The sequence below is a fragment of the Erysipelothrix sp. HDW6A genome, from assembly GCF_011400295.1.
Classification (GTDB): Bacteria; Bacillota_I; Bacilli_A; order Erysipelotrichales; family Erysipelotrichaceae; genus Erysipelothrix.
The window spans coordinates 696166-713546 of record NZ_CP049859.1; the positions used below are offsets into that span (position 1 = coordinate 696166).

The window sequence follows — 17381 nt, forward strand, 5'->3', positions numbered from 1 at the left end:
ATGAAACCGTTGTTACTAGATTAATATGATACCTGGTTCAACTTCTGGTTTAGTAAAGGCAATAATACCTTCAATAAGTCCAATAATTGCTGGTATTGCTGTCCAAGAGAAAAGTAGAAAAACAATACCAACACCAATCTTTCCTGCATAGAATTTATGAGCTCCGATACAACCCAGTAAGATTCCAAGTAACCCATAGGCAATCTTATTCACAGGTTTCTTTCCTGTATAGATATTCGTTGTATTGTAATTGGTTTGGGACTTATTAACAATGTATTCCTCACCATTCTCATAGACCTCAACGACATCATTTATCTCTGGCTTAAATGATAATGAATAATCTCGAACAGTAATAATGTCTCCATTATTCATTGCGATTGTTACAACTCCTGAATCAACTTTAATAATTTTTGGCATAATGCTCTCCTTTGTATACTGGGCTAATTATACAAATCAAGGATATACATTCAAGGGTATCATTGGCGAACGGTTAATAATTAAGGATGACTGATGAAAACACCTCCCTACACGGAATGTAAGGAGGTATTTTTAAGTTAACTTTTAAAGAAAACTATAGCTTGTGATAATCAATTTTTAGAATGTCTTTAGTGCTTGGTATTTTTTTTGAATCTTTAAGAATGTGGTGTTGTAGAAATTCAGTTAAGTAATCTAAAAATAAAGGTACTGCTTCTTCAGAATTTAGTCCTCTTGTGATGATTCGACTTGAAAAACCACCATGCACAATATAACAAAAATCAATAATGTAATCTTCTTTTGACTTATCGAAGTAACCGTGTTCAAAGCAAGGAGCATATAAGAGTCTGTTTCGTGTAACCATGTCTTGGTTAGTAACAATATTATTAACGTTCTGATTGTTGATAGGAAAAATTTCGTAATAGGACTTCAATTTTGATAGTGCAAAATTTGAGTTTTCTGAAGAGAATACATATTGATAGGCTCCAGGATTCGGAAAAGAACACTCAGCATAGAGTCTCCAAGAGAGTAATAATGTAGTGATGGGATCTAAATTCTTACTTAATATATAATCAAATCCATTAAGATAATCTGTTACACTGTCAATCATTGCAAAAGCAACCAAGCTATCAATGTTTTCAAAGTAATTATAAATGGTAGCACTATTGTATCCAGCTAAATCAGCTATTTTACGAATAGACAGCTTTTCAATACCTTCTTTTTCCGCAATTTGTTTTGCTGCGTCAATAAAATAACGCATAGTTCGTTGTTTTTGTAGGTTTACTTTTAATGTGGGGTTCATAATATCTCCCTTTCTCAGATATATTATATCAGTTGCTCTTGCATTAAACCAAAAATACTGTGAAAAAACAATCAAATTAAACAAGCGAGAGAAAAAATCTATGATATTTCAATATATTCAAACAAAAAGATTAAGAATTCTTAAAGAAACAGCTTAAAAATAATCGATTGATTGTATAATAATCATGTGATTAGTTTGATAAATAACTAACAAGGAGGAAAAATATGGATACACAATCCAAGAAAAAGGCAAGTATTGATAAAGGTCTATTTTTTATTCCATTATCAATTGTTATTGTGTTTTGTGCATTAGTTGCTGTATTTCCAGATCAATCATCAGCTGCGTTTAATACTGTGTTTGGTATAATTACTGGAAATTTTGGCTGGGCTTTACAATGGTTCTTTTTAGCAAATACCTTTATTATGGTGTATTTAGCGTTCAGTAGCTATGGAAACAAAAAATTAGGAAACGAAAAACCTGAATTTAGTACACCTGTATGGCTAGGTATGTTATTTGCAGCTGGAACTTCAGGCGTAGCGATTTATTGGGGATTTAGCGAGTGGTTCCAATATGCAATTGCACCACCGTTTGATTTAGAACCACTTTCTCGTGAGGCAATGAATTATGCTTCAACTTACAGTTTCTTTCATTGGGGACCATCAGCATATGGTCTGTATGCAACTGTAGCTGTAGTATTTGGATTTTTCTTTTTTGTAAAAAGAGAAAATACTAACCGTCCAAGTACTGCATGTGCATCTGTAATTGGTGAAAAAAATGCGAAGGGATTATTAGGGAAAATAATAGATATTGTTTATATGATGGGAATCATTGGTGCGGTTTCTGCTGCTATTGGACTTTCTACTCCATTAATTAGTGCAATTATTATGGATTTATTTAATATTGAGTACTCTTTATGGATTGATGCAGGTATATTAGTGTTCTTTACAATCTTCTTTGTCTTTGGAGTCTATGGGGGACTTCAAAAATCCATGAAATTTATTAGTAATGCTAAACTTGCTATGGTTATCGGACTGTTAGCATTTGTATTCTTAATCGGACCAAAATCATACATGTTAAATAACTTTACAGATAGTATGGGAACTTTTGTTTCAGATTACTTCCGAATGATGATGACTACGGAACCACACTCATCTGGAACTTTCCCTCAAGCATGGACAGTATTCTTCTTTGCATGGTGGTCAGCGTATGCTTTAAACACAGGGATCTTCTTAGCTCGTATTTCTAGAGGTAGAACAATTAAACAACTAGTATTAGGAGCAACGGGTGCTTCATGTGTTGGCTGTTGGTTACACTTCATTATTCTTGGATACTACGGAATGAATGCGTATGAAACAGGCGTAGTTAATGTGATTGAAATATTCCAAAACCAAGGTATCACTGATGCAATTATTGCAATCATAAAAACAATGCCATTCGCTACAGTTGTATTGGTAGTTATGCTAGCAGTTATGGCTGTATCTACTGTAACTGTTATTAACAGTGCAGCCTATACACTAGCAATAGTTTCAACTAATGATCTTTCTGCAGATGAAGAACCAGGTCGCGCAAACCGTATCTTTTGGGCTATTGCCTTAGGTGGACTTGGCTTAGTGTTAATCTTCATTGGTGGCCTTGGACCAATTCAAACGATTAGTCTTTCAACAGGTATTCTCACAATGATTATTATCATAATTATTTTCATTGCATTCTTCAAATATGATGGAAAAAAATGGGATGAATACATGGAGCGTAATGAAAAGTTAGATTTAGAAAACAAAATGAAAGTTGAGAAAGAATAATGATTTATATAACAGAAGATCAGGTAAAAGAAGTTGTAAATATGCAAATGGCATTGGATGTATTCCGCCAAGCATATTTGGATAATGTTAAGGGATTAATATATACTGGTGATCGTATTGTTATGCCAATAATAGATGTGGAAAACAGTGGTCAATGGCTTACAGCTATTTCAGAAAGCAAACCATACTTTGGATCAAAATTCTCTTCTGTTTTTCCCAGCAATCTTGAGATTGGCTTACCAAGTGTAATTTCGACAATTAGTCTATACTCAAATAAAACAGGGGAATTGGAAGCGTTACTTGAAGCAAACTATCTGACAGCAATTAAAACGGGTGGTAGTGCTGGTGTAGCGACAGATATTATGGCTCGTAAAGATGCAAATAAACTCGGTATTATCGGATCAGGATTACAAGCTTTTACACAAGTGCTAGCGATTCAAGAAGTTAGAGATTTAGAAGAGTTATATGTATATGATATTAAACCAGAATTTGTAGATGGTTTCATTGAGAGAATTAAGAAGGTTCAAAATAGACCCTATAAAATTATTGCTGCCAAATCAGCAGATGAATGTGTGTCATCATCAGATATTATCTGTACATGTACAACCTCACATAAGCCTGTATTTAGCGCATCTGCAGTTAAGGCAGGAACTCATGTAAACGCAATTGGATCTTTTACTCCTTATATGCAAGAAATAGAAGATGAGTTAGTTGTGAAATCAAGTAGAATTATTACTGAACATGTTGACGGCTTATGGGCTGCAGCAGGTGATATTATCATACCTTTAGAAAAAGGCTTAATCACTAAAGATAAAGTAGTGGGATCCGTTGGGGATGTTTTAGCAGGTACAGTTAAAGCTCGCCATAATGATGAAGAAATTACACTTTATGAAAGTGTTGGATCATGTGTACTTGATGTGGCGATTGCGATTGCGACATTTGAAGAATTGAATAAGTAGTTCAAATACTTAATTAATCTTAAGAGATAAGAGTTGGTTGAAGAAATTTGATCAACTCTTTTTTTGTATTGCGGATTATAATCATTTATATAAAAAACTCCGTCTTTGTAAAAACGGAGTTAAGAGTTTTAAAATATATAAATACATTTATGCAAATAGGCTAAAGAAGAAACTCATTACAAATTTAAAGATTAACATCATAAAGATGAAACGATAGAAAGCCGCAAAAGGATTTACAGGTCGTTGATATTGTTGACGATTTCCTTGTCCTTGTTGCTGACGGTATTGTTGTTGTGCTTGTTGCTGTTGACGCATCATTTCTGCAAAGATGTCATTAAACCCATAGAAGGTTTGACCACCGTATTGTCCTTGACCTTGGTAAGGATTACCTTGAGGTTGTTGAGCACTACCAAAACGATCAAAGTAAGCACGTTTGTCTGGATCACCCAGAACATCATAAGCTTCATTGATTGCTTTCATCTTCTCTTCAGCGCCTGGTTCTTTATTGACATCAGGATGATACTTCTGTGCCATCTTACGATAAGAACGCTTAATATCATCTTGTGACGCATCCTGAGGAACGTTTAATATCGAATAGTAATTTTTTCTTTGTGACATCAAATTCCCCCTAATTTAACTTTTTGCATCAAATTTTGTACGACATTTTGGACAAGTTACTACAATACTCTTCTTTCCACGAGGGACTCGGAGTTGTTGTTTACACTCTGGACATTTAAGATATTTATATTTAGGGAAGTCTTTGATTCGTTTCCATCCTTTTTTAAATGGATCCGTAAGTTTTCCTCTAAAGTTTGTATAAACTCTATTTTCATTATAACGTTTACTAAAATTCTTTGAGAACATTCTAAAATACATAAGAATTATCAGAATAAAAGGCAAGAATCTTAAGACTGCTTGGGTTCTAAAGAAGAATGAGATGATAAGTAGAATCATTGATAAGAAGAGCATGTCTCTTCCAAGGATATCTACACCATATCGTCCTCTCATAAATTGTTCTAATTTATACTTCAATTTGTTCATGCATCATTGCTCCTAACAGAGAGTATTATAACACTTTTATAGAAATTTCAATAACAAACTCATCTACAAATTGTGTTGTAATATCATTTACTAACAGGTTTTCATAGAAATAATCACCAAGCGTTAAATTATTTTCATAAGCGTATGCTACCATTTTATCATAAGCGTCCTTTAAAGAGTTGAAATTCCCATGATGATAATATGTTAAATAATCGCCTTTTTCACGCAATTGACCCTTTCCTGGATTGAGTTTCTGAGTGAAGAAATAGGAATAACGATCGTAATGATGATTGATAATATCATTCTTATCAATCATTGTACCAATGTAATTTGCGAAGCGTAGGTTATTGTCGTTTACAAAATTCATATAGTCCTTAAAGTACTGGCCACCTTTTGGGCTTTGAGCTTTCTCACTAACAATAAGATAGGTTTCATCAAAATGTTTAATCATACAGGTGTTGGCAGTGTTCTTTGCTGCTTCATCAATGTTATACTGAGTTTGCATAATGAAATGTTTACTTACATTGAGGCGATGGATTTCTTCATCAATCTTTTTAACTTGCTCATCAAAGACTAATTTAAGTTTTTCTGGGGAACGTTCATCCAGATACTGTTTAATATCTTTCAGTGGCATTCCTGTATTCTTAAGAAAACTTATGACAGTGAAGGCATAGTATTGATAATGGGCATAGTATCGATAACCATTGGGCATGACTATTTCAGGCTTAAATAAGCCAATTTCATCATAATAAAACAGTACGTGTTTTGGTATATTGGTAAGTTTTGAAAACTGTCCCGTAGTGAGATAGGTTGAATCCATAAAAAAGTCCTCCAATGCGTGTAATAATGCTTGACTATAAGGTAACCTTATACCTTATTATAGTTCAGTTATTGAAATTTTATCAAGGGGTAGCTATGAAACTAATAATAAAATATCTTAAGCAACATAAAATCTTATTTCTTCTTAACGTTTTTGCGATTTTAGCATTGGCTTTAACTGACTTAGGTATACCAACAATAATGGCAAAAATGATTGATGAAGGGGTGGCTAGTAAAGATATTGCTCTCATTAAACAATATGGAACTGTCCTTCTTGGTGTAGCCTTTGTTGGTGGAATGGGTAATATCTTACTGAACTATACATCAACACGCATCGCAACACGAATTACTCGTGATATCCGTGTTGATATGTTCAACAAATCACAGGAACTCTCTCACTCAGAATACAATGAATTGGGTGTGTCTTCCTTAATTACACGCGTATCAAGTGACGTCTATCAACTACAACTTTTTGTACAAATGTTATTGCGTATGGGATTAAATAGTCCTGTAATGATTCTTGCATCTGCTGTAATGATCTATAATACGAACGTGAACTTGGCTCTAAAAGTAGCCATTGCTGTTCCATTAATTCTTATTGTAGTAATTACTGTAGGATTTCTTTCAAATCCATTAAGTCGTAAACAACAAAAACTTGTCGATACTTTAAACCGTATTACTCGTGAGAACATCACAGGTGTTCGTGTTATCCGTGCTTTTAGAAAAGATGATCATGAGACGAAACGTTTTAATGAAGTGAATACAGAATATACTCGTACATCAAAGAAACTGTTCTTATTAATGGCAGGGGTAGAACCTGTGTTCTTCTTTATCCTTAATATGACAGTACTTGTGGTTATGGTAGTAGGAGCTCAAATGGTTGACTTAGGACAACTTGAAGTCGGGGTCTTAATCGCATTCTTTGAATACCTATTCCATGTCTTATTCTCATTACTCTTATTCTCAATTGTATTTGTTATGTATCCTCGTGCAGCAGTAAGTGCTCGCCGTATCTCAGAAGTATTACATATGGAACCAAACATTACTAACCCAGAAAATGGAGTAAGTGAAGGAACTACAGAAACAACAGAAATAGTCTTTGATAATGTAAGTTTTGCTTATCCGATGGTGAAGCGGAAGTATTACATAATATTAACTTTACTGCCAAACAAGGGAGACTGTTGCCTTTATTGGATCAACAGGAAGTGGTAAGTCGACACTTATCAACCTGATTGTTCGTTTCTATGATGTAACGAAGGGGAACGTATTGGTGAATGGTGTGGATGTCAGAGATTATGATCTCTATGCACTTCGTGACCATGTTGGTTTTATTCCTCAAAAGGCACTCTTATTCAGTGGAAGTATTGCTGACAACATTCGTTATGGTAAACAAGATGCTAATGAATTTGAACTTGAAGAAAGTGCAGAACTTGCGGCAGCTAAAGACTTTATCCAACAGAAACCTCATCAATACGATGAGACACTCAGTGAAGGTGGTACCAACGTATCAGGTGGTCAACGTCAACGTCTAAGTATTGCGAGAGCATTAGTTCGTAAACCGGATATCTATATCTTTGATGATAGTTTCTCAGCGCTTGATTATAAAACGGATGCAACGATTCGTGCAAACCTTAAGAATCAAACACATGATGCAATCACACTTATTGTTGCCCAACGTGTAAGCTCGATTGTGGATGCCGATCAAATTATTGTATTAAATGAAGGTGAAATTGTAGGTAAGGGTACTCATCAAGAATTGATGGTATCGTGTCCTATTTATGTAGAGATTGCGAGATCTCAATTTAGCGAGGAGGAAATGGCAAAATATGAATAAATTATGGCGTGTATTAAAACCATATCGTAAACGTCTATTTGCAGCTGTTGCATGTATCTTTACAGCAGCAGTACTCACAGCTATTTCTCCTACATTAGAAGGAATGGTAACAACACAACTTGCAAGTGATGTTAATGATATTCGTGAAGGTGTAGCAGGAGCACATATTCAATATGATGTTATCTGGAACATAGTCTTCACAATTCTTGTGTTACAAATTGTAAACTTTAGTTCAAGACTTGGTATGCAACGATTTATGACTACAGGTATTCAGTCAGCAATGTTTGACCTAAGATTACAGATTAAAGAAAAGATGACGCGTTTACCAATTCGTTATTTTGATAGTCATGCTGCTGGTGATTTAATGAGCCGTATGACAACAGATATGGAAACTCTATCAGGAGCGCTGCAACAGTCTTTTACACAGATTATTATGGCAGTCTTAAACCTTAGCTTTGCCGTATTCTTTATGTTCAGAATTAACTGGCAAATGGCTTTAGTCGCAATACTTATTATTCCTATTAGTGTTGTGGTTGCACGAATTATCGTAATGAAGTCACAACGACTCTTTGCAATTCAACAAGCTTCTCTAGGGGCTTTGAACTCAGTCGTCCAAGAGAAGTTTACAGGATTTAACATTATTAAATTATACAATTACCAAGAGAATGCGATTGAAGATTTCAAAGAAGCTAATGATTCCCTTTGTGAGAATGGCTTCAAGGCAAACTTTATTTCAGGTCTTATGACTCCAATTGTCTTATTAATGACCTATGTGATTATGGCTATCTGTGTGTTCATGGGGGTTATTAAAGTTACTGAAGGAGTTCTAGTTGTCGGTGCCTTACAAGCGTTTGTACGTTATATCTGGCAAGTAAACCAGCCTTTATCACAAGTAACTCAACTTGCACCAACAATTCAATCAGCAATGGCGTCATTAAACCGTATCACGGAATATCTTGATGAACCCGATGATGTTGTTGATGTAAGCAATCCGATTACTTTAGAGAACTATGAAGGTTCAGTAAGCTTTGATCATATTCACTTTGGTTATGATGAAAATCCAATTATCAAAGATGTAAGTGTTGATATTAAGCCAGGTGAGCTTGTGGCTATTGTAGGTCCTACAGGAGCAGGTAAAACAACAATCATTAACTTACTTATGAGATTCTATGATGTTGATTCGGGAGTTATCCGAATTGATGGTATTGATATTCGTGATATGAAACGTGATGATTTGCGTTCACTGTTTGGAATGGTGCTCCAAGACACATGGCTCTTTAGTGGAAAAATTAAAGACAACATTCGTTATGGAAAACCAGGAGCTAGTGATGAAGAAGTAATCGAAGCAGCTAAACAAGCAAACGTTCATCACTTTATCACGACTCTACCAAATGGCTATGATATGATTTTAAATGAAGAATCATCCAACATTTCTAATGGTGAAAAGCAGTTAATTACAATTGCCCGAGCATTACTAAGTGATCCTAAGATACTAATATTAGATGAAGCTACAAGCTCTGTGGATACACGACTGGATGCTCTGATTCAAGAAGCATTAAAGACCTTGATGAAGGGAAGAACAAGTTTTGTGATTGCTCACCGTCTTTCAACAATCCGTAACGCAGATAAGATTCTTGTGATGCGTGATGGTAATATTATTGAAACAGGAAATCATGATGAACTCATGGTTCAAAATGGCTTCTATGCTGATCTTTATAACAGTCAGTTTGACGAAGAGGAAGAGTAATAGCGAACTTGTGGAAGTTTTAAGAATATGATAAACTTTTAGAATGTAAAATTAGGGGAGGGCTTATGATCCGTAAAGCAACAGAAAACGATGTAGAAGCCGTTAAACTTATAGGAATATTATCGACGCAACAAGCGTATGAAGGTATAATACCTGAAGATGTACTGAATGATGCAATAACAGAAAGCATTACCACAGAGAGAATGCTTGAGCAAATCAAAAATAGAACGATTATGCTTGCTACAGAAGGCGAGATGGTTGTAGGGTTTGCAATGTATGAGCATAAACAAGATCATACTCATATCGATGTAATTTATGTGCTTCCACATATGCAGAATCAAGGCTATGGAAAAAAACTTCTAGACTTTGTAGAAACAGAAGCTAAGGACCATGGAAAATTGATTACATTAGATATTGAAAATGGTAATGTCAAAGGTGAAGAGTTTTATTTGAGTCAAGGATTTGAGATTGTGGAATACCGTCCCGACACCTTATTTGAGTATCCTATAAAGCGTATTATCATGAAGAAAGTTTGTAATTGAAAGGCATATTGAGATATATGCCTTTTTTAATGGTTTCATTTAATGAATCAAGCTTTATTATATTGAGTTTAAGGAATCACTATGGTATTATAGTTAGGCAAAGGGACCATTAGCTCAGTTGGGAGAGCGCATCCTTGACGTGGATGAAGTCAGCGGTTCGAGTCCGTTATGGTCCACCAATGTATCTTAGAAGTAACGCCTGTAGGTGAATTATCCACTTATACAGGCGTTTTTTGTACTTTCTTGGAGGTTTAGTCGAACCATGCACCAAAGTTCGACCATACAATCGAGAATAGATAGAAAGGAGGGCGCATGAGAGAATACAGAACAGATCAATATGAGATCTATGTTGAGAACATCGCACATTTTTTGAATGATTTGTGCGAATATCACAAAATTTCGTATAGAGCGCTTGCGCGAGGAGATGATGTTATAAGAAAACAAATTTCTTTGTACATTCAAAAAAAGAAAAGAACAATCCTTCTTAATGATTTAACCAATTTAGCAGATTTACTTAAGTATGATGTCCTGGATATACTTGACTACAGTCAAGAGAGAGACTTCAACGATATGATTATCAATTATAAACATCACGATGGTGAAGATGAAAAAGCGTAAAAGAAAAGAGCCTCACGGCTCCAGAACTTCGACAGTTCGATTTTACAATCCTAGCCGGTACGACCAATACCAGGTAAGGAAGTCTTCCACAATGAGGAGGTAAATTTTGAAATCACCACCAAATCATGGTTTTAAGCACGCGCTTTTTAAGCACGACTGCTTTCGCTATAAGTATACGACATTGGCCAATGAAAATCAAATCAAACAAACAAAAAAAACAAGTTAGGTTACTTACTTGTGGATATATTATTGTCCCAACTAATTCAATGTCAAGAAATACTAAATAATGTTCTTATTTTTTAAAGACTCTAAGGTATTCAAGGAATTAATATTAAAAGATTAAAGAAGGTTCTTATTCTTAAAAGATTCTAAGGAGTTCAAACATTTTTATTTATTGAATATGCTAACGCATATTGTGTGACCAGACAAAAGGATGTCAAGTCTTTTTGTTAGGTATTTATTCATTTCTATTATTTTATTGGAGGGTTTTGCATGACGTATTCAAATAAGAAATTCGAATCAAACGATTGGTATCATTTTGGTTTTGATGTGTGGTATTCTTTTCAAAATGTTCGCGATCTCAAACAAGAAATCTCTAAAATGCATGCATCAAACAAACGTTTCTTATCAAAAAGCAAAAATGATGGCATGGTGATTGATGAACTTGTTGATGCCTATTTATCTACAGCTGAAGTTTCTAACAAAAACTGTAAAAAATATAAGAAAAATAAAACAAACAAGAAACATCAAAAGCGTTTTGGTGCCTATTTCTTAATACATATCGGTAAAAACTATAGTATGAGTTTCCAGGTTAAAATACTCAATGAATTTATCAAGCAAGTTTGCTATGGTGAAGAGAATTTGCCGTACTTTGCAGTGAGTTCTAAAAACAAGGATTCTATATATATTCATTTATGGATTTGTGATCGTGAATTTGTGAAAAATGAACCACGTGTTTATGCAAACGATTACTGGCAAAAGGATGGTAAAAGATGTACTGCGAATACACCAGGAGGAGTTCTTCTTCATAAAGAAGGTGATATTCAATATGACAAAGATGGCAAGCCTAAGATGATGAATGGATGGAGACAAAACAAGACACGAATTTTTGCAGAAAGTCTTAAAACATCATCACGTCGATGGAGAGATGCTTTTGTAGCTGCATTCTACTGTATATTGCGTCAGAATGAACCAGGTCTTAAGTTTAAATTAAAGAAATTTGCCTATGATGCAGACTATGAGTTACTTAAAAATGATATAGAGGAACTCAACAAACTAATTGCTTCACGGCCAGATCGAGAGTACGTCAGAGTTAATCGAGATGGACCAGATTGGAAGAATATTAAGTATCGTGAAATTGCTTCACTGCAATACTTCATAAAATACGTTATTCATGAACTTATTAGTGATGATATTGATAACTGGAGGACGTATGAACCAGATGCATGGAATGGGCTTCGATACATTGATTATGAGAACCCACCTACAGCGTATGGTAAAGCGCTTCGAGATCTCTTCAAAAACTTCAACCATATTTTTAACACATGGGAGTTTATCGATGATAAAGGAGTGACACGTAAAATCATGTTCGATGAACCAGCAGAAACACTCATAAACTTAAAAGATTTACGTGAACGCTTTAAGAGTCAAGTCAATAAATTATTAACAATCTATAGGCCAGAACTGGCTTATTAACTGAACTAAAATAATACATAGCAAATCTGCTATGTTAAAAAGAAGGGAAGATGAAACCAATGAAAAAACTTGAAATTGACGAAAAACTCATAAAGAAATGGCAAGAACAAGGTTCCTGGGTCTGTGAAGTGTGTGGATGTACTGAAGCACAAGGATGCATTGAAGGGTGTCACTGGGTTGAAGAGAATTTATGCAGTGTATGCTTTGACCGAAGACAGATTCTAACACCAGAAATATTGAGAGCAATGGAAAATATCCATGAGCAAATCAATTCACTTTATAATGATGCAGTATGTTTTAGTGGAGATACTTTCAATTTTGGATGGTCTAATATTGAAAAACACTTAGCAAACATTCGAGAAAATATTGATTCTATTGAAATGATAATTCGAAACGGAAAAGAAGAGGATTAAATATGAATCGCATAATCCTAACAATACTTATCGTTTTATGTTTTATTGCTTACTTACTCAAAGATAGTAACTTACAGATATTTTTACTATCAGTACTAATTGCAACATCTGTCTCACAACTAGGAAGTGAAATTGAAGAAGGGAAAAAACAATCATGACACAAACAATAGCAGTAGCGAATCAAAAAGGTGGTGTTGGTAAAACAACTACCGCAATAAACCTTGCAGCAGGTCTTGCATATGCAGGACACAAAACATTACTTATTGATATGGATCCACAAGGCAACTCATCACAATCACTTCTAAACATCAAACTGAGCGAAGCATTCATTGATGACCGTGTCATTGCAGCAATCGCAAAGCGTGACTCAAAGAGTCTTCGAAAACTGATGAATGAATACACAGAAAATGAGAACTATCGCTACATTGACCAAATGCTTCTTGATGTCGAACTCACTACAACATATCCTACAGAAGTAGAAAACTTACACATCATTCCATCAAGCTTGAGTCTTGCATCTACAGAACGTGCAATACTCATGGACCATAAACGTCAAGAAAATCGCCTTCGTAAAGTCATCAGTAGAATCGAAGATAATTATGATTTTATCATTGTCGATTGTGCGCCAATCATCAACACCTTAACCGCCAATATTATCTATGCATGTGATGAAATTATTCTACCGATTAAACCAGATACTGGAGCAGAGAAAGGTTATCTTGTCACCATTACTGAACTTTTAGACCTTATGGAAGACTATAACTCAGAAATTGTGATACGACCAATCTTCACCATGATTAATCGTACAAACAATGATAAAGAACGAGTCAAGATTATTTCAGAGATTGAAACAGACTATATTAAACCCATAACACAAAACATTCGTTATCAAGCGAAACCAATTTCCGATGCATCATACGATAACAAGTACGTGATTGATAATGCAAAAGCTAATGTTGGTGATGACTACAATAAAGTAATTGAATACTTAGTGGAGGAGTGGAAACATGTCAATATTTGATGGAATGCTCAATGAAGAATCCAAAGGGATGCGAGCAGAGAAAATGATGATACTAGATCTTGATGAGATCGAACGAAATGAACTGAATCATGCGCCCATCGAAGGCATTGATGAACTCATGGAAGATATTCGAAATAATGGCAATGAAGTTGCTGAAGCGATTACTGTTTATAAAGTATCTAACCATCGATACAAACTTATATCAGGAGAACGTCGTTTCACTGCTTGTAAGAAACTGGGCCATGAAACAATTCGCGCAAACATTATTCCTAAACCTGAAACAGTTGGTGAAGAACTCGAACTTATTGATCGCTACAATGCAGGAAGACCACAAACAAAAGAATGGACCAAGGTCCGTGTTGAAACTTTAGCTACAGCTTACGATGAACTCAAAAAAGAAGGGCTTATGACTAAGGGAATGTTGAAGGTTGATTGGATATCGACGCGACTTCATGGTCTCATATCACCACGAACTGTACAAGAATACTTAACAGGTAAGTATAGTGAGACTGCACAGAATGAAGACGATGAAGCAGATGATGAGCGTGAACCTAAAGCAGAGAAACTAAGTAAGTACTCAAAGCAACTTAAGAAACTACGTGAGAAGCTTGAAGAAACTGACATATTCGACTTTGAGTTTAATGAAAAAGATATCAATCAATTCGAATGGGAGTGCCAGCAAATGTATCTCTATTTATCCATGAATGGATCACATATCAGTAAAGCACAAAAATCACTGGAACCAGAAAACGATTAAAGACAAGAATATTACATAGCAAACTTGCTATGTTGTGGAGGAACAACATGAAAACGATAAAAAAATCACTACTAAGTATCCTAGTATATGCCATAGCTTCAATACCTTTAGTATTACTCTTAAGTATTCTCTATAAAACAAATTTCCTAGGATTCGCATGGTTAACTGACATTGTTATATCATTCTTCACGATACTATTAAGTTCTGCGGGAGTATGGTTTGTACTATTGTGTATTGGAGGTGTCGTTGCACTCTTCTTTGGATTGTTGTTTCTTGTCATTAAACTACAGGGAAGAGATGGTGAGTAAATGAAACAATCTATATATAAACGTCTTAGAAAGATTATTGCTAAAAGTTATGCAAGTTTTGAAAATCATAGATTGTATCAAGATTTTGAAAACTACGACCAGGTATCAAAAACATGGATTGAACCGACAGTCATCAAGCTCTTCAAGAAAAACATTATTGATATTGCTGCTGGATTAAGAATACCTATTGTCGTGTGTCAAAGTAAGATTGATGAACTAGAGTTCACGGATACAGAGTTTAAGAAAATACTAGAGATATTAGAACAGAAATATTAGGAGGACCAGGTAATGGAAATGTTGTCAAAGAAACTTCTTGCGGAAACAATGGATGCATCCTTTTTTGAACAGATATCAAAAGAAGAAGCTTTTGAAACATTCATTGGTTATCTTCAGGATGCTAAGTTTAGGGGAAGCATGTTTCAAGATGCAGAAGGGTACTTTCGCTTTATCCATGATAAGGATGTAGCGAAGTACTCCAGCAAACAAGGTAACTGGTATATTTCAATGCCTACAGAGAATGTCCAAGTCGCTTCAATTACAGAAGCAAGTATTGTGGAAGACTTGATTGAAAAAGACAATGAAGCAATCCAATGGTTGATCGAACAAATCAATTACTATCTTATTGGTAAAATGCATCGAGACTTTTTCTGGAAAAGATATGTAGAAGTTAAAAACTGGAAAGTGATTTCGAATGAGTTAGATTTATATAAAGTAAAATACTATAACATTGATGCTCAATTAAAATCAGTTATGACATACGGTTGGATGTTGGATCATGGTAATGGTCACATAAACCGAGAATATCGTCAAAATATCATCGAAAAAGCAAAATCACATAATCTTTCCTAAAAGTAATCGCTTACATACTCCGTTTTTTAGGAATGGAACACTATACGATATGCTATAATATATCTATAGAGAGCGACACAAGTTAGTGTCATCTCAAATAGAGAGTAATTTGAAGCATATCCACCTCAAGATATGCTTTTCTTTTTGGAGAAAATTATGACAATTGAAGAAGTAATTGCTTTAAGTTTTGGAGGGATTCTTACAATCGCATCATTAATAGTTGTAGGAATTCTTCAGTACAAAAGAGTTGAAGATATGAAACGAATACAGAATTCAAAAACAGAGCTTCAGTATTCACCCGTTTCATTATCAATGCTTGAAGTGATTGGATTTATATTCGTGGTGGTAATGTATTTACCAATTTCACAGATAACACGATCTTATGAATCTCTCATTATTCTTATGATGATTCTTGTAGTCTTTGTGGTAGGAGTATTGCTAATTTTAGCAATTTCTTCGATTATAAAAGTAAAAATATGGATCCAATCAAACAACAAATATTTTACATAGCAAATTTGCTAGGTAAGAAAATCAAATGAATTATGCTACACTAGAATTGAGAAAGCAAGGAGATAGTAAAAATGGAAAAATTTAAAAAGTGGCTTGAGCCGACAAAGAATAAAGTAATAGCAGGGTTTGTTACTGTTGCGGTTATAGCAGCAGGAGGATTTGGAATATGGAGTCTTGAACAAACTAAACCTATTGAACCAGTTATTGTATTCAAAGAAAACATCGTTTTCGAATACGGTGAGAATCTAGACCAAGAACAAATCATCGAAACAATCATTGATACAGAAAAATCTGATTACACTAAGATTTCCGGTATCATCAATCTTGATACTGCAAATGTAACGATAAAACTTGATGATCACGGTAGCGAGGATTTATCAGACAAACACAAAACACCAATCAAGGCTGATAAAGATGGGACTGAGAAAGAGTTTGAATTTGCTTATGACGTAAAGGATACTCAATCGCCTGTAATAGAAGGTGCTGAAGATATTGAGACACCTTTTGGTTCTGAATTAAAATTTGAAGAGTTTATAACAGGTACTGATCCAGTTGATGGCAAAACAAAGTTAGTTGTTGAGGGTGAACTCGACACATCAAAAGCAGGTCAGTATGAAATGAAAGCAGTTGCTACTGATAACAATGGTAATAAAACAGAAAAAGTGTTTGTGGTTACAGTACTTGAAGAAGAAAAAGAAGTTGAAGAACCAACAACTCCTACACCTGAAACACCAAGTAACACGGGTGGTGGGACATCAAGCACTAATAAGCCCTCCACAAATGGAGGGGGTTCAAGTACTAAACCAAGCGAAAATCCTAAACCTATAGAACCATCAAAACCTGAAGAACCAAGTAAACCTGCTGAACCTTCATACCTATGTCCTAATGGAAAAGACAAGAATAAACCTTGTGATGCATATGTTGACCCAGTTAATGGTTATCTTACATACAAGACTTATTCAAACATGGATTTATGTAAAACTGATGGAAAAAAGGTATATGATTCACTTAAGAAGGAAAATATTGATGGCAAAGATGTTGTAAGATATTCCTGTACAGAAGTTGGATTGAATGATACTAGCAAGGGAAGTTTCTATGCATTACGTTTAATACATAATGGAGATACGGGCCAGTGGTATTTGAATCCCAATAAAAAATGGGTGCAATAAATTATAAATGAAGAAGCAGAGACC

The 17381-nt window shown here is 34.7% G+C and carries 20 protein-coding genes, 1 tRNA gene and 1 pseudogene; 17 read left to right on the forward strand and 5 right to left on the reverse strand.

What is annotated here, in order from left to right; all coding sequences use genetic code 11:
- Positions 1-15: 15 nt before the first annotated feature.
- Positions 16-417, reverse strand: coding sequence for a TM2 domain-containing protein (locus G7059_RS03540; RefSeq protein WP_166080719.1), 402 nt, complete (start codon positions 415-417; stop codon positions 16-18).
- 154 nt (positions 418-571) lie between these two features.
- A complete protein-coding gene (locus G7059_RS03545; RefSeq protein ID WP_166080720.1) occupies positions 572-1276 on the reverse strand; it encodes a TetR/AcrR family transcriptional regulator in 705 nt (234 codons plus the stop codon).
- Positions 1277-1500: 224 nt separating this feature from the next.
- Here G7059_RS03545 and G7059_RS03550 point away from each other — a divergent pair, with 224 nt between their 5' ends.
- Entirely contained in the window at positions 1501-3075 is a 1575-nt protein-coding gene (locus G7059_RS03550) for a BCCT family transporter (protein ID WP_166080721.1), read from the forward strand.
- Positions 3075-4034: an ornithine cyclodeaminase family protein gene (locus G7059_RS03555; protein ID WP_166080722.1), complete on the forward strand. Its 960-nt coding sequence runs from the start codon at positions 3075-3077 to the stop codon at positions 4032-4034. The genes G7059_RS03550 and G7059_RS03555 overlap by 1 nt, the downstream gene beginning before the upstream one ends.
- 147 nt (positions 4035-4181) lie before the next feature.
- Here G7059_RS03555 and G7059_RS03560 read toward each other — a convergent pair whose 3' ends face one another.
- Genes G7059_RS03560 through G7059_RS03570 form a run of 3 tightly spaced genes read right to left on the reverse strand, consistent with a single transcriptional unit; the run spans position 4182 to position 5895 of the window.
- Positions 4182-4652: a DnaJ domain-containing protein gene (locus G7059_RS03560; protein ID WP_166080723.1), complete on the reverse strand. Its 471-nt coding sequence runs from the start codon at positions 4650-4652 to the stop codon at positions 4182-4184.
- 15 nt (positions 4653-4667) lie between these two features.
- Positions 4668-5075 (reverse strand): hypothetical protein, encoded by a 408-nt coding sequence (locus G7059_RS03565; RefSeq protein WP_166080724.1) that lies wholly within the window; start codon positions 5073-5075, stop codon positions 4668-4670.
- Between the two features lie 25 nt (positions 5076-5100).
- Positions 5101-5895, reverse strand: coding sequence for a MerR family transcriptional regulator (locus G7059_RS03570; RefSeq protein ID WP_166080725.1), 795 nt, complete (start codon positions 5893-5895; stop codon positions 5101-5103).
- A gap of 95 nt (positions 5896-5990) precedes the next feature.
- On the opposite strand from G7059_RS03570, the pseudogene G7059_RS03575 reads away from it, so the two are divergent.
- The 15 genes and pseudogenes from G7059_RS03575 to G7059_RS03645 all read left to right on the forward strand — a co-directional run bounded on the left by G7059_RS03575 (position 5991) and on the right by G7059_RS03645 (position 17357).
- Positions 5991-7728 (forward strand): annotated as a pseudogene (locus tag G7059_RS03575) (ABC transporter ATP-binding protein).
- The gene (locus G7059_RS03580) at positions 7721-9475 is read left to right on the forward strand and encodes an ABC transporter ATP-binding protein (protein WP_166080726.1); all 1755 of its coding nucleotides are present in this window, start codon (positions 7721-7723) and stop codon (positions 9473-9475) included. The pseudogene G7059_RS03575 and the gene G7059_RS03580 overlap by 8 nt, the downstream one beginning before the upstream one ends.
- Positions 9476-9540: 65 nt before the next feature.
- The gene (locus G7059_RS03585; RefSeq protein ID WP_166080727.1) at positions 9541-10017 is read left to right on the forward strand and encodes a GNAT family N-acetyltransferase; all 477 of its coding nucleotides are present in this window, start codon (positions 9541-9543) and stop codon (positions 10015-10017) included.
- Between the two features lie 103 nt (positions 10018-10120).
- Positions 10121-10196: transfer RNA gene (locus tag G7059_RS03590), tRNA-Val, on the forward strand.
- Positions 10197-10329: 133 nt separating this feature from the next.
- Positions 10330-10635 carry a helix-turn-helix domain-containing protein gene (locus G7059_RS03595; protein ID WP_166080728.1) on the forward strand — a complete coding sequence of 102 codons (306 nt, stop codon included), beginning with the start codon at positions 10330-10332 and terminating at the stop codon, positions 10633-10635.
- A gap of 492 nt (positions 10636-11127) precedes the next feature.
- On the forward strand, positions 11128-12330 hold the full coding sequence (locus G7059_RS03600) for a hypothetical protein (protein ID WP_166080729.1): 1203 nt from the start codon (positions 11128-11130) through the stop codon (positions 12328-12330).
- 50 nt (positions 12331-12380) lie between these two features.
- Positions 12381-12743 (forward strand): hypothetical protein, encoded by a 363-nt coding sequence (locus G7059_RS03605; RefSeq protein WP_166080730.1) that lies wholly within the window; start codon positions 12381-12383, stop codon positions 12741-12743.
- A 2-nt stretch (positions 12744-12745) separates the two neighbouring features.
- Positions 12746-12901, forward strand: coding sequence for a hypothetical protein (locus G7059_RS03610; protein WP_166080731.1), 156 nt, complete (start codon positions 12746-12748; stop codon positions 12899-12901).
- Positions 12898-13764, forward strand: coding sequence for a ParA family protein (locus tag G7059_RS03615; RefSeq protein ID WP_166080732.1), 867 nt, complete (start codon positions 12898-12900; stop codon positions 13762-13764). The genes G7059_RS03610 and G7059_RS03615 overlap by 4 nt, the downstream gene beginning before the upstream one ends.
- Positions 13751-14521: a ParB N-terminal domain-containing protein gene (locus G7059_RS03620; protein WP_166080733.1), complete on the forward strand. Its 771-nt coding sequence runs from the start codon at positions 13751-13753 to the stop codon at positions 14519-14521. Before G7059_RS03615 ends, G7059_RS03620 begins: the two co-directional genes overlap by 14 nt.
- A 47-nt stretch (positions 14522-14568) precedes the next feature.
- Positions 14569-14829: a hypothetical protein gene (locus G7059_RS03625; RefSeq protein WP_166080734.1), complete on the forward strand. Its 261-nt coding sequence runs from the start codon at positions 14569-14571 to the stop codon at positions 14827-14829.
- The gene (locus tag G7059_RS03630) at positions 14830-15105 is read left to right on the forward strand and encodes a hypothetical protein (protein WP_166080735.1); all 276 of its coding nucleotides are present in this window, start codon (positions 14830-14832) and stop codon (positions 15103-15105) included.
- 12 nt (positions 15106-15117) lie between these two features.
- Positions 15118-15678 carry a hypothetical protein gene (locus tag G7059_RS03635; protein ID WP_166080736.1) on the forward strand — a complete coding sequence of 187 codons (561 nt, stop codon included), beginning with the start codon at positions 15118-15120 and terminating at the stop codon, positions 15676-15678.
- Between the two features lie 156 nt (positions 15679-15834).
- Positions 15835-16188: a hypothetical protein gene (locus tag G7059_RS03640; RefSeq protein ID WP_166080737.1), complete on the forward strand. Its 354-nt coding sequence runs from the start codon at positions 15835-15837 to the stop codon at positions 16186-16188.
- 71 nt (positions 16189-16259) lie between these two features.
- Positions 16260-17357 carry a DUF5011 domain-containing protein gene (locus G7059_RS03645; RefSeq protein WP_166080738.1) on the forward strand — a complete coding sequence of 366 codons (1098 nt, stop codon included), beginning with the start codon at positions 16260-16262 and terminating at the stop codon, positions 17355-17357.
- Positions 17358-17381 lie beyond the last annotated feature (24 nt).

Bases quoted from the DNA above. Each gene is read 5' to 3' on its own strand.
- G7059_RS03540 (WP_166080719.1), bottom strand. From the start codon at position 417: ATGCCAAAAATTATTAAAGTTGATTCAGGAGTTGTAACAATCGCAATG.
- G7059_RS03545 (WP_166080720.1), bottom strand. From the start codon at position 1,276: ATGAACCCCACATTAAAAGTAAACCTACAAAAACAACGAACTATGCGT.
- G7059_RS03550 (WP_166080721.1), top strand. From the start codon at position 1,501: ATGGATACACAATCCAAGAAAAAGGCAAGTATTGATAAAGGTCTATTT.
- G7059_RS03555 (WP_166080722.1), top strand. From the start codon at position 3,075: ATGATTTATATAACAGAAGATCAGGTAAAAGAAGTTGTAAATATGCAA.
- G7059_RS03560 (WP_166080723.1), bottom strand. From the start codon at position 4,652: ATGTCACAAAGAAAAAATTACTATTCGATATTAAACGTTCCTCAGGAT.
- G7059_RS03565 (WP_166080724.1), bottom strand. From the start codon at position 5,075: ATGAACAAATTGAAGTATAAATTAGAACAATTTATGAGAGGACGATAT.
- G7059_RS03570 (WP_166080725.1), bottom strand. From the start codon at position 5,895: ATGGATTCAACCTATCTCACTACGGGACAGTTTTCAAAACTTACCAAT.
- G7059_RS03580 (WP_166080726.1), top strand. From the start codon at position 7,721: ATGAATAAATTATGGCGTGTATTAAAACCATATCGTAAACGTCTATTT.
- G7059_RS03585 (WP_166080727.1), top strand. From the start codon at position 9,541: ATGATCCGTAAAGCAACAGAAAACGATGTAGAAGCCGTTAAACTTATA.
- G7059_RS03595 (WP_166080728.1), top strand. From the start codon at position 10,330: ATGAGAGAATACAGAACAGATCAATATGAGATCTATGTTGAGAACATC.
- G7059_RS03600 (WP_166080729.1), top strand. From the start codon at position 11,128: ATGACGTATTCAAATAAGAAATTCGAATCAAACGATTGGTATCATTTT.
- G7059_RS03605 (WP_166080730.1), top strand. From the start codon at position 12,381: ATGAAACCAATGAAAAAACTTGAAATTGACGAAAAACTCATAAAGAAA.
- G7059_RS03610 (WP_166080731.1), top strand. From the start codon at position 12,746: ATGAATCGCATAATCCTAACAATACTTATCGTTTTATGTTTTATTGCT.
- G7059_RS03615 (WP_166080732.1), top strand. From the start codon at position 12,898: ATGACACAAACAATAGCAGTAGCGAATCAAAAAGGTGGTGTTGGTAAA.
- G7059_RS03620 (WP_166080733.1), top strand. From the start codon at position 13,751: ATGTCAATATTTGATGGAATGCTCAATGAAGAATCCAAAGGGATGCGA.
- G7059_RS03625 (WP_166080734.1), top strand. From the start codon at position 14,569: ATGAAAACGATAAAAAAATCACTACTAAGTATCCTAGTATATGCCATA.
- G7059_RS03630 (WP_166080735.1), top strand. From the start codon at position 14,830: ATGAAACAATCTATATATAAACGTCTTAGAAAGATTATTGCTAAAAGT.
- G7059_RS03635 (WP_166080736.1), top strand. From the start codon at position 15,118: ATGGAAATGTTGTCAAAGAAACTTCTTGCGGAAACAATGGATGCATCC.
- G7059_RS03640 (WP_166080737.1), top strand. From the start codon at position 15,835: ATGACAATTGAAGAAGTAATTGCTTTAAGTTTTGGAGGGATTCTTACA.
- G7059_RS03645 (WP_166080738.1), top strand. From the start codon at position 16,260: ATGGAAAAATTTAAAAAGTGGCTTGAGCCGACAAAGAATAAAGTAATA.